Source organism: Stenotrophomonas sp. P5_B8, assembly GCF_054049855.1.
This window is the reverse complement of the sequence record NZ_JBFULO010000005.1, coordinates 17,042-27,778: the sequence shown is the minus strand read 5'-3', so window position 1 is coordinate 27,778 and position 10,737 is coordinate 17,042. Positions and strand designations below refer to the sequence as shown.

General features: G+C 68.0%; 14 protein-coding genes. 6 read left to right on the top strand and 8 right to left on the bottom strand.

Annotation, left to right across the window (positions count from 1 at the left end):
* Window positions 1-4 precede the first annotated feature (4 nt).
* Window positions 5-217: a ParD-like family protein gene (locus ACXJKH_RS00695; protein WP_179458689.1), complete on the top strand. Its 213-nt coding sequence runs from the start codon at window positions 5-7 to the stop codon at window positions 215-217.
* Window positions 214-981, top strand: a complete 768-nt coding sequence (map, locus tag ACXJKH_RS00690; RefSeq protein ID WP_256774164.1) for a type I methionyl aminopeptidase — start codon at window positions 214-216, stop codon at window positions 979-981. Before ACXJKH_RS00695 ends, map begins: the two co-directional genes overlap by 4 nt.
* A gap of 28 nt (window positions 982-1,009) precedes the next feature.
* Here map and ACXJKH_RS00685 read toward each other — a convergent pair whose 3' ends face one another.
* The gene (locus ACXJKH_RS00685) at window positions 1,010-1,795 is read right to left on the bottom strand and encodes a LytR/AlgR family response regulator transcription factor (protein WP_457317914.1); all 786 of its coding nucleotides are present in this window, start codon (window positions 1,793-1,795) and stop codon (window positions 1,010-1,012) included.
* Complete coding sequence (locus ACXJKH_RS00680) at window positions 1,792-2,916, bottom strand: sensor histidine kinase (RefSeq protein ID WP_457317913.1); 1,125 nt, start codon at window positions 2,914-2,916, stop codon at window positions 1,792-1,794. Before ACXJKH_RS00680 ends, ACXJKH_RS00685 begins: the two co-directional genes overlap by 4 nt.
* 184 nt (window positions 2,917-3,100) lie before the next feature.
* On the opposite strand from ACXJKH_RS00680, the gene ACXJKH_RS00675 reads away from it, so the two are divergent.
* Window positions 3,101-3,475 (top strand): hypothetical protein, encoded by a 375-nt coding sequence (locus ACXJKH_RS00675; protein WP_457317912.1) that lies wholly within the window; start codon window positions 3,101-3,103, stop codon window positions 3,473-3,475.
* A 60-nt stretch (window positions 3,476-3,535) separates the two neighbouring features.
* On the opposite strand, the gene gstA is transcribed toward ACXJKH_RS00675, so the two are convergent.
* The gene (gene gstA, locus ACXJKH_RS00670; protein ID WP_457317911.1) at window positions 3,536-4,180 is read right to left on the bottom strand and encodes a glutathione transferase GstA; all 645 of its coding nucleotides are present in this window, start codon (window positions 4,178-4,180) and stop codon (window positions 3,536-3,538) included.
* Window positions 4,181-4,317: 137 nt separating this feature from the next.
* Between gstA and ACXJKH_RS00665 the strand changes: the two genes are divergently transcribed.
* Window positions 4,318-4,662, top strand: a complete 345-nt coding sequence (locus ACXJKH_RS00665; RefSeq protein WP_256774169.1) for a winged helix-turn-helix transcriptional regulator — start codon at window positions 4,318-4,320, stop codon at window positions 4,660-4,662.
* 26 nt (window positions 4,663-4,688) lie between these two features.
* On the opposite strand, the gene ACXJKH_RS00660 is transcribed toward ACXJKH_RS00665, so the two are convergent.
* Together ACXJKH_RS00660 and ACXJKH_RS00655 are read right to left on the bottom strand one after the other, a co-directional pair.
* Window positions 4,689-5,060, bottom strand: coding sequence for a hypothetical protein (locus tag ACXJKH_RS00660; protein WP_457317910.1), 372 nt, complete (start codon window positions 5,058-5,060; stop codon window positions 4,689-4,691).
* Between the two features lie 34 nt (window positions 5,061-5,094).
* Complete coding sequence (locus ACXJKH_RS00655) at window positions 5,095-6,021, bottom strand: LysR substrate-binding domain-containing protein (RefSeq protein ID WP_457317909.1); 927 nt, start codon at window positions 6,019-6,021, stop codon at window positions 5,095-5,097.
* Between the two features lie 131 nt (window positions 6,022-6,152).
* Here ACXJKH_RS00655 and ACXJKH_RS00650 point away from each other — a divergent pair, with 131 nt between their 5' ends.
* Both ACXJKH_RS00650 and ACXJKH_RS00645 read left to right on the top strand, forming a co-directional pair.
* Entirely contained in the window at window positions 6,153-6,545 is a 393-nt protein-coding gene (locus tag ACXJKH_RS00650; RefSeq protein ID WP_457317908.1) for a RidA family protein, read from the top strand.
* Between the two features lie 206 nt (window positions 6,546-6,751).
* The gene (locus ACXJKH_RS00645) at window positions 6,752-8,929 is read left to right on the top strand and encodes a hypothetical protein (protein WP_457317907.1); all 2,178 of its coding nucleotides are present in this window, start codon (window positions 6,752-6,754) and stop codon (window positions 8,927-8,929) included.
* Window positions 8,930-9,202: 273 nt separating this feature from the next.
* On the opposite strand, the gene ACXJKH_RS00640 is transcribed toward ACXJKH_RS00645, so the two are convergent.
* The 3 genes from ACXJKH_RS00640 to ACXJKH_RS00630 all read right to left on the bottom strand — a co-directional run bounded on the left by ACXJKH_RS00640 (window position 9,203) and on the right by ACXJKH_RS00630 (window position 10,678).
* Window positions 9,203-9,331: a hypothetical protein gene (locus ACXJKH_RS00640; protein WP_256774174.1), complete on the bottom strand. Its 129-nt coding sequence runs from the start codon at window positions 9,329-9,331 to the stop codon at window positions 9,203-9,205.
* The gene (locus ACXJKH_RS00635; protein WP_457317906.1) at window positions 9,328-10,107 is read right to left on the bottom strand and encodes a YggS family pyridoxal phosphate-dependent enzyme; all 780 of its coding nucleotides are present in this window, start codon (window positions 10,105-10,107) and stop codon (window positions 9,328-9,330) included. The genes ACXJKH_RS00640 and ACXJKH_RS00635 overlap by 4 nt, the downstream gene beginning before the upstream one ends.
* Window positions 10,108-10,171: 64 nt before the next feature.
* Window positions 10,172-10,678, bottom strand: coding sequence for a hypothetical protein (locus ACXJKH_RS00630; RefSeq protein WP_457317905.1), 507 nt, complete (start codon window positions 10,676-10,678; stop codon window positions 10,172-10,174).
* Window positions 10,679-10,737: the final 59 nt, after the last annotated feature.

Sequence of the window (10,737 nt, the reverse complement as noted above, 5' to 3'; positions counted from 1 at the left end):
CCCCATGGGCATCGTCAACATCGACGACGAACTGCACGACAACCTGCGCCGCGCCAGTGGTGTGTCCGGCCGCTCGATCAATGCCCAGGCCGGCTTCTGGATCAAGATCGGGATGCTGTGCGAGATGAATCCCGGGATGAGTTACCAGGAGATCGTCGGCCGCGAGCTGCGCGCGGCCGGGGTCGAGCCGGGTGCGTTGCGGGTGGCCGAAGCATGATCAAGACCGCTGAAGAGCAGGCGTTGATGCGCGCATCCGGGCGTCTGCTGGCACAGGTGTTCGAGGCGTTGGATACGCTGCCGCTGGAAGGCATGAGCACGCTGCAGGTCAACGACTGGGTGGAACGCTTCATCGTCGATCAGCTGCACGCGCGGCCGGCCAGCAAGGGCCAGTATGGTTTCGCCTACGTGTTGAACAGCTCCATCGACCGGGTGGTCTGCCACGGCGTGCCGTCGGCCGATGACGTCCTGCGCAGCGGCAGCATCGTCAACCTGGACATCACGCTGGAGAAGGACGGCTACATCGCCGACGCCAGCAAGACCTACCTGATCGGCGAGGTGGACTACGCGGCCAAGCGGCTGGTGCGGGTCACCCGCGAGGCGATGTGGAAAGGCATCGGCGTGGTGCGTCCGGGCGCGACGCTGGGCGATATCGGCTTTGCGATCCAGCAGCATGCCAAGGCGCACGGCTACAGCGTGGTCAAGGAGTTCTGCGGGCACGGCATCGGCCGGGAAATGCACGAAGAGCCGCAGGTGCTGCATTACGGTCGCCGCGGCGATGGGCTGGAACTGGAGGAAGGCATGACCTTCACCATCGAGCCGATGATCAACCAGGGCCGCGCGGCCATCGACATGAGCGAGGACGGCTGGACGGTGACCACGCGCGACGGCAAGCTCTCCGCGCAGGCCGAGCATACGGTGCTGGTCACTGCCGATGGGGTGGAGGTGTTGACGCTGCGTGCGGGTGAGCAGACGGGACGCTGATGGCGACCCGGTCGGGCACGACCCGGCGCTAGCCGATGTCGCCGCTGCGCGTGGACACCAGCTTGAGGAAGGCCTCGTTCTGGTAGCGGMTCATGCGCAGCTGCTGGCCGGTATCCATGGTGACCACGTGGTGGCCGTTGAACCAGGGATGGATGGCCTTGACCCGACGCACGTTGACGATCGCCGAGCGGTGCACCCGGGCGAAATGGCGCGGGTCCAGCCGCGCGGCCAACGTCGCCATGGTTTCGCGCAGCTCGTGCACGCGGTCGACCAGGTGGATTTCCACGATGTTGCGCGCGGCCTTGATCCAGACGATGTCGTCCACCGCGATCAGCACCACGTGCTCGTCCACCCGCACCGGAATGCGTTGCAGGTAGTCCTCGCGCTGGCGCAGCGCATCCAGTGCCTGCAGGATCTGCACCGAGGCCTGCGCGCCGACGCCACTGGCGGCCGACAGCCGGTGCTTTGCGCGCTGCAGGGTGGCGGCGAAGCGCTCGCGGCTGAACGGCTTGACCAGGTAATCGATGGCGTTGGCCTCGAAGGCCTTGACCGCGTACTGCTCGTACGCGGTGACGAACACGGTGGCGGGCATGCGCTCGGCACCGATGGTGGCGACCACGTCCATGCCGTTGATGGCCGGCATCTGGATGTCCAGGAACACCAGGTCCGGGGATTGATTGCGGATCGCGGCCACCGCCGAGACCCCATCGCCGCACTCGCCGACGATCTCGATATCGGTATCGTCGCGCAGCAGGCGCACGATCGCGTGGCGCGCGATCGGCTCGTCATCCACCACCAGCGCGGTGAGGGTCATGCCGGCGACAGGCCGGGGTTGAATTCGGGTGCATCCTCGGCGCTCTCCAGCACGCGGAAGGGCACGCGGATGCGGCACACCACGCCTTCGGGCCACATCATGTCCAGGCGCACCTCGGCGGCATCGCCGTAGAGTTCCTGCAGGCGCAATCGCGTGTTGGACATGCCGATGCCATGGCCGGCCGAGGCGGTCGGCTCGGCGGAGAGGGTGCTGTTGCGGTTGCGCACTTCGATGCACAGCGCGTCGCCGTCACGCCGCGCCTCGATCTCGATGGTGTCGCTGCCCACGCGTTGGCCGATGCCATGGCGCAGGGCGTTCTCCACCAGCGGCTGCAGGATCAGGCTCGGGACGGCGCACTCCAGCGTGTCCGGGGCGATGTAGGTGCGGGTGGTGAGGCGGTCCTTGAAGCGCACACGCTGGATGCCCAGGTACAGCTCGATCAGGTCCAGCTCCTGGCGCAGGCTGATTTCCTGGCCGTCGTAGTCCTCCAGGAACGCACGCAGCAGCTCACTCAGGCGCAGCAGCATGTCTTCGGCGGACAGCTTGTCCTCGTCGAGCAGGGTAATGATCGCGTGCAGCGTGTTGAACAGGAAATGCGGCTGCAGCTGCGACTTCAACGCGAGCAGACGCGACTGCGCCAGCTCGGTGGCCAGCTGGCTGGCTTCCAGTTCGCGCCGGGCCTTCTCGGCGTGGAAATGCAGCGCCTGCTGGATCGCAAACAGCGTCCAGTAGGTCAGCAGGCCAATGGCGAAGTGCTGTTCCAGGAAATACCCCAGCTGCTCGGCGAACCCGCTGGGTTCGAACAGGGTGGAGACCAGCGCGCCCAGCACCATCGCGGCGAAGGTGACGCACAGGCTGGCCAGCACCTGCGCGCCCAGACCGTGGAAGCGCAGCGTGCCGCGCACCGGGAAACGTTCGGCCAGGCGGAACACCGTCGGTGCCAGGGCGGCCCAGGTATACCACTGGATCAGCGACCAGCGGGCCAGATCCCAGAACGGCCAGTTGGTGCGGGGCAGGCCGACGTTGATCGCGTTCTGCATGGCGAACACCAGCGCCACCAGCGTCCACAGGGCGATGTAGCGGGACAGGCGGATCTGGGTGCTGCCAAGGCGGATGAGCATGGTCGGTCCTGCGCCGCGGGTGTGCGGCAAGGGGCATCTTAGGCGCGGGGGGAGGGGGCGGGAAGCGCCATGACGGCCCATTACGATTGGCCCGCGCGTGGCGACGATTGGTCCCGGATCGATTGGCGGCGGGCGATGGCCGGTGCCTGATACGGACGTCCTTCACCGCTACGGAGATGCCGCCATGTTCCTGATCCGCCCTGTCCTGATCGCTTCGCTGTGCTTGATCCCGCTGTTGGTGACCRCCCCGGCGCAGGCCGGCGATGCACGTTACCTCGGCCTGCTCAACCGCGCCCACGACAGCGTCGTCGCGCTGGAGGTGGCCCCGGCCGGCAGCGATGCATACGTCGCCCGACCGATCGACAGGCTCGACGGGGGCGGCGGCAGCGCCACCGTGCGCCTGGGCGAGGCCGGCTGCCGGTTCGATGTACGGCTGCAGTTCCGCAATGGCCGGCGCGCGGTCTATCACGGGGTGGATGTGTGCACCGGCGACACGCTGGCGATCGCGCCGCTGCCGCGTGGGCGCGACGATGTGGCCGTGGCCGTGCAGTCGCGCTGAGCGCACCGGTCGTCCGGGCATTGCATCAGAGGGGGGGCGGTGGTTCCGGGGGAGCGCGGATCACGCCGCGACGGGCGCGGCCAGGCCCTCGCGTTCCAGCGCGGTGCGCACCGAGGGGCGGGCCTGCACGCGCTGATACCAGCGCTGCAGATTGGCCAGCGCATCGAAGTGGATGTCGGCCTTGTAGTACGAAGTCAGCCACGCCGCCTGGCCCCAGCCAACCAGTGCGAACAGGTAGGCGTCGGCGACGCTGAAGGTGTCGCCGGTGAGGTAATCGCGTTCGGCCAGTTGCGCGTCGATCCAGGCGACACGTTGCGCGAGCTTCGGCCGTGCGGTGTCCACATACTTGCCGGCGGCGGTGGCGTACAGCAGGGGGATGAATCCCTTGTGGATCTCGGTGGCGAGGAAGCTCAGCCATTCCTGCAGGCGGTAGCGCGCCAGCGTGCCGTTCGCTGGTGCCAGTGCGCTGGCCGGATGCTGGTCGGCGAGGAACTGCAGGATCGCCGCGCCTTCGCGCAGCACGCTGCCGTCGTCCAGTTCCAGCGCCGGCACGTAGCCAAGTGGATTGACCCGCAGGTAGTCATCGCCGTCGGCGGTGCGATGGGTGCGGTGATCGACCTTGACCAGCGTGGCGGCGATGCCGAGTTCGTTGAGCACGATGTGTGCGGCGAGCGAGCAGGCGGCGGGCAGGTAATAGAGCTTCATTGAGGTATCCAGGACGGGGAGGGGGCCTCTGCGTGAGGCGTCCTGCCGCATTCTAGGAGCGCGGTATAAAAACGGAAGAAGGCACTATCCTGTGGTGTAGGTACATAATTGTTACCTCCCGCCTTCTGGACCCTTCGATGAAAGACACCGTCTCCGGCTGCTCGGTGGAAGAAGCCATGCGCCTGCTCGGCGGGCGCTGGCGGCTGCTGATCGCCTCTTACCTGCTCGATGGGCCGAAGCGCTTCAACGATCTGCGCCGCGACATTCCCGCCATTTCCCAGCGCATGCTGACCCTGGACCTGCGTGCACTTGAAGCGGCCGGGCTGGTCAGCCGCACCGTGTATCCGACGGTGCCGGTCAAGGTGGAGTACGCGCTGACCGAGGACGGGCGGCGGTTGCAGCCGGTGGTGGAGGTGATGCAGGTGTTCGGGTTGTGGGTCAAGGCGCGTGCGGCCGTCGTCGATGCGGACGCGGTGCGCTGACCGACGCGTGCATCACGTGCGTGGATTCACTGGTCGGCGGCGGCGGCGGAACGGAACCCGATGACCTTGTCCACGGTGAAGCCGGGCAGCATCGCGCGCAGTTCATCCAGCATCTTCAACCGCGACGCCTCGGCGCTGTCGGCGGGAAGGCCAGCAGCAAGCGCACGCTGGTAGGTGTCCAGCCCCGCCGCCTGCAGCGCCGGTTCGCAGTGCGATGCCGCGGCAAGGGCGATCTCGGTGGCGCTGGCGCTGCTGCGGTAATGCTGCTGGGCGTAGGCGAAATGGCAGTCGAGCAATGCGGTCAGCAGCGGGTCCCGGCTCGGTTCCGGGGTCTGGGCCAGTGCCGTGCTGCCCAGGACGAGGCCGGCAAACAGTGCGATGCAGCAGCGGTGGTGCATGGGGTTTCCTGGTGGGGCTGTCGGGCGTAAGCGCTCAGCGCTGGGGCAGGGTGTCGACCGGCGCCTGCGTGGCCATCAACCCGGCCACCCAGTCGATGAACACCCGCAGTTTGACGCTGACATGCCGGTTCGGCGGAAACGCAACATACAGCGGCATCGGCTCGAGGTGCCAGTCCGCGAACACGCGCACCAGTTCGCCATTGGCCACGTGCGGGGCGGCCATGTAGGTAGGCAGCCATAGCAGGCCCAACCCGGCCACACCGGCGGCGAGATAGGCGTTGCCGTCGTCCAGTGCCAGCCGGTGGCGGCCCTGCACGGTGATGCGTTCTTCGCCACGCTGCATCGTGTAGGGAAGCACCTTGCCGTTGCGCGAGCGCAGGTAGCCGACGATGCGGTGGTGGCTGTCGATCAGGGCGCGCGGGTGGTCGGGGATACCCGCCTGGTTCAGATAGGCCGGTGCCGCGTGGATGCCGGCCTGCAGGTCGCCGATGCGGCGGGCGACCAGCGACTGATCGGTGATCGGGCCGCCGCGGATCACCGCGTCCACGTTCTCACCGATCAGGTCGATGTTGCGATCACTCACGCCCAGATCGAGCTGGATGTCCGGGTAGCGGGCCAGGAAGTCGGGCAGGGCGGGGACCAGCACCAGGCGCGCGAGCGGCGCGGGCACGTCGATGCGCAGGCGTCCGCGTGGCAGGGCGGCGGCGCCGGACAGGCTGGTGTCGGCATCGTCGATGTCGGCCAGCAGGCGCACCACCCGTTCGTAGTACGCCGCGCCGTCAGCGGTGACGTTGACCTGGCGGGTGGTGCGGTTGAGCAGGCGCACCCGCAGCCGCGCCTCCAGTTGCTGGACCAGTTGGGTGACGGTGGTGCGGCTCAGCTGCAGGGTCTGGGCCGCCTTGGTGAAGCTGCCGGTTTCCAYCACGCGCACGAAGGCCTGCATTGCATCGAAGCGGTCCATGGGGCGCCTTACGGAGTGGGATTGTTTGGATTCTACAAATAGTGATGGTCGGTCTGGGGCGTTTATCCAGGCCGGCGCGGCCTCTACCGTAGTGGCATCACAACAACGGGCCACCGGCCCGGGAGAAAACGATGGCAACCCGTGACGTGGTCTTTCCGCCTGGCCGGCAGGCCCTGTACGAGCGCAACCGCTATTCGCCGGCGGTGCGTGCCAATGGCTTCCTGTTCGTCTCCGGCCAGGTCGGCAGCCGCGAGGACGGCTCGCCCGAGCCGGTGCTCGAGGACCAGGTGCGGCGTGCGTTCGACAACCTCAACGCGGTACTGGGGGCTGCCGGCTGCACCTTCGAGGACGTAGTCGATGTGACCGTGTTCCTGGTCGATCCGGAGCGGATCTTCGAGCGGGTGTGGGCGATCGTGCCCGAGTACTGGGGCCAGGCGCCGTACCCGACCCTGACCGGGATCGGGGTGACGTGGCTGTATGGGTTCSATGTGGAGATCAAGGTGATTGCAAAGCTGCCGGACTGAGGGCCGTCCGGGCCGTGCGCCGGCCAGAAACGTGGGGCGGTGCCCGGTGGTAGAGCCACGCCATGTGTGGTTGGCAGCGCTCATGACGCGGCAACGGAGGCCAGCCACGCATGGCGTGCCTCTACCGACGCAGTAGGCCTTCACGCGACTGCGCCAGCCCGATGGCGATAGTGCACGGGTCATTCTGCTGCCCCGCGCCTACCTACATGCCCCTGATTCCCGAGCGCGTCCAGCGCTGGCCCCGGCCGTGGCGCCTGGCGTTGTTCTCGTTGCTGGCGCTCTACGCGCTGTATCTGATTGCCGGTAACGTGTTCCTCAATACGCCGCTGTTTGATGCGGTCACCAACCGCAAGCCTGAAAAATTCACCATGCAGACCGGGCCGGCGCTCACCGTGCTGCCGGGCCAGGCCATCGTGTGGAACATCCGCATGCGCGGGCAGGCCGGGCATACGGTCTACATCTTCCGCGCCGACCGGGCCAGCGCCTGGATCGATCTGGTGGCGCTGTTCCGCCGCGAGGTACGGATCCCGCGCATCGATGCCACGGGCGTGGAAGCGGACATCCAGCGGGTGGACAAGGCGATTCCGCCACCGCCGCGCAGCGATCGGGGCTGGACGCTGCGTTTCGACGCGATCCACAGTGATTCCATCCGCAGCGGCCAGTTCGGCAAGCTGCTGATCGTGGGGCAAGGGCATGGCAACGTCGGCTTCCTCAAGCAGCTCAAGGGCGGGCCGTCGGAACTGTTCGATTCCACCGCCGGCTTCGAGCAGGCGACAGTCAGTTTCGACGGGGTGAAGGTGCTGGACGAGGCGCATCTTGGCGCACGCTTCCACTTCCCGCGTCACTATCGTGACCAGGCGCCGGGGCTGCGCAAGTTCGAGATCACCTGGGCGCAGCTGCAGATCGATGCGCGCAGCCAGGCGTTGGAAATCGACACCGGCGGCGCGCATGTCAAGGTGGGCAGCGCCCCATCGAACGCGCGGCTCAATGCCGATGTGGTGCTGGACCAGGGCGCGTTGCAGGCCGGCAGCCGGGTGGTGTGGCGGGTGCCGGTGCATGCCGGCATCGATGCCGATGACCGGGGTTTGCTGTCCCTGCAGCTGGATGTGGCGCAGGACATGCGGGTGCAGGCGCGGCTGCCGCGGGATCCGGAAACCGGCAGTGAACTGCATGCCGACCTGCGCGTGACCGGCACGAAGATTCCGTTCCGGGCGCCGGCCGAGCTGCTGCCCCGGTTGTCCGGGCAGGTGCAGGGCGCGTGGAAGTTCGAGTCGTTGAACTGGATCGCCGATCTGTTCGTGCGCAAGCCATGGTTCCACCTGGATGGTGGCGGGCTGCTGGAGGGCGACCTGAAGATCGCCGATGGCCAGCTTGCGCCGGGCAGCACGCTGGACATTCCGCAGGTGGCGGCCGTGGCCGAGGTGGCCGGTGTACGTCTGCGCGGCGATGCCAACGCACACGGCAGCATCGTGGCGGGCGCGCCGGCCCAGGCGCAGCTGGACGTGAAGATTCCGCAGTTCCTGGCCGCGCCGACGAACGCGCCCAAGGCGTTGTTGTTCGATGGGCGCGCGATGGCCCTGACCCTGCGCGGGGACGCCCGCCTGCAGCAGTTGCGTGACGGCATGCGCGCGCGCCTGCGCTTCAAAGATGCGCGGGTGCCGGACCTGACCGCCTACAACCGCTACCTGGGCAACGACAACGTGCGCCTGCTCGGGGGCACCGGCCTGCTCAGCGGCGATGTCGAAATGGATTCCTCCGGTCGTGTTGGCACCGGCCGGGCCGACCTGCGGGGACGCGGTGCGCAGTTGCAGGTGGCTGGCATCGCCATGCGCGGTGATGCACGGCTGAAGGCGCGCGTGCAGCGGGCCGATTTCGATGCCAAACAATTCGACCTGGGCGGTACCACGATCGATCTGCGCAGTATCCGTGTCGGCGATGCGGGCGGTGAAGAGAACTGGTGGGGAACGGTGGTGGTGCGCAAGGGCCATATCGATGCGGCCGCGCCGTTCCAGGTGGATGCCCAAGCCGATCTGCGCCTGCGCGATGCCGGGCCGTTGCTGGGCGTGTTCGCCGAGCGCAGCGCCTATCCACGCTGGGTGCTGGGCCTGCTGGATTCGGGCGAGGTGCAGGCCAGCGGTCAGCTGCGCTGGCGCAGTGGCGAGCTGCGCGTGGAGGATCTGCAGGCCGAGAACGAACGCCTGTCGTTGCGCGCCCGGCTCGACCTTGCACATGCGCAGCGGCGGGGGGATCTGTACCTGCGCTGGGGCGTGCTGGGTGCCGGGATCGAGCTGCAGGGCCAGCAGCGCAAGTGGCACCTGGCGGGCGCGCGCGAGTGGTATGACCAGCAGCCGCGGTTGTTGCCGGCCAGTGGGTCGGCGCCGTAGTTTGGCGGCTTCGGCAGCCACGCATGGCGTGGCTCTACCCGGGTCCGATGCGGTGTTAGGCATGGTCCGGGATGTGGCGTCACGGATCGCAACCCGGCAGCAACGGGGGTAGAGCCACGCCATGCGTGGCTGACGCGGTGTCCGGGTCAGGCATTGCCGCAGGGTGAAGATGCCGATGGCCATCCCATCGCTGGCCGAGCGCATGGTGGGGTGGGCGCCCGCCCGGTAGCGCATTGGCCGGCTGTCACTGCAACTGCAATCCCTGCGCGGCGGTTAGTTGCCCGTCGAGCGGATGCAGGTGGTGGCGGGCCTGCGGACCGTTGCTGTCGAAGCGGCCGAGCAGATGTCCTCGAAGGCGACCTGCTGCATGGCCACGGCGTGGTGGCGCGCTGGTGTGGTCATGGCGTCGCTTCCGGGGCTGGCGCAGGCCAGTAGAAACTGTCCGAGGTAGCGCGCGCGCCGAAGATGGCCTGGCCGACACGGACCACGGTGGCCCCTTCTTCGATGGCCAGGTCGAAATCGCCGGACATGCCCATCGACAACTCGTCCAAGGTAACCCCCTCAGGCAAGGTCGGGCGCAACCGGTCGCGCAGGTCGCGCAGACGCGCGAAGCAGGGGCGGACCAGGGTCGGGTCCGGCGAGAACAGGGCCAGAGTCATCAGCCCGCGCACGCGCAGCCGGGTGAACGCCGGCAACTGCTGCAGGAAGTCGGCGACCGCGATCGGGTCCAGCCCGTACTTGCTGGCTTCACTGGAGGTGTTGACCTGCACGAACACGTCCAGGTCGCGCTGCTCCACTTCCAGCCGTCGGTCCAGGGCCTCGGCCACGCGCAGGCTGTCCAGCGCCTGGAACTCGCTGGCGAAACGCGCCACCTCGCGCGCCTTGTTGGTCTGCAGGTGGCCGATCACCGACCAGCGGATCGGCAGGTCGGCCATGGCCTCGGCCTTGGCCTGTGCCTCCTGCACCTTGTTCTCGCCCAGTTCGTGGCAGCCTGCCTCCCAGGCCAGCCGCAGCCGCGCTTCATCCACGGTCTTGCTTACCGGCAGCAGGCGCACGCTGGATGGCGCGCGGCCAGCGCGGGCGCAGGCGTCGGCGATGCGTGCATGTACGGCTGCGAGGTTGTCGGCGATCTCCGCGGCGGTCGTGGCCTGCGGCCAATCAGGGCGTGGGTTGGACATCGCGTACTCCCGGAAGCTCGGCCGGTATGGTGGCATATCCGCGCGGCCGGATGGCACGCGCACCTCAGGGCGCGCTGGGCGTGCTCGGGCGCACGTAGTGCGATTGGCCGTTGTCGCCGACGAAGATCAGCTCCGGCTTGCCCTGCCATGAGGTGAGCATGGCGCCGGTGCTGTTCTGGTGTTTGAGCACCAGGGTGGCGCCCCGATCCGGGTTGGCGGTGACCTTGAAGACTTCGGTGGTGCCGCTGGCATCGTCCAGGGTGAGCATGGCTTCATCGCCGACATCGGCGGTGCCGTAGCCGCCACGTTCGGAGCCATGGGCGTCGAGCAGGATCATGCCGGACAACGGCGAGGCGCGCGGCCCCTGCGACACCCCCTTGCTCAGCGGATCGGGCACCGGCGCCCCCAGGATCAGCCGGGCCTGGCCGTTGCCGTCCTGGATGACCAGACCGCGCGCGGTGATCACCCGGTCCTCGGCCTGGCTCTGGTGCAGGCGCACAGCGGTCCAGCCGGAAACAACCAGGGCAAGGCTGGAGACGATCAGTGTGGTGACGGTAAGTGCGCGGGACAAAGGCGGCTCCAGATCCTTGGAAGGCAGCGACAATACCGGACGGGCCGATGGGGACACCA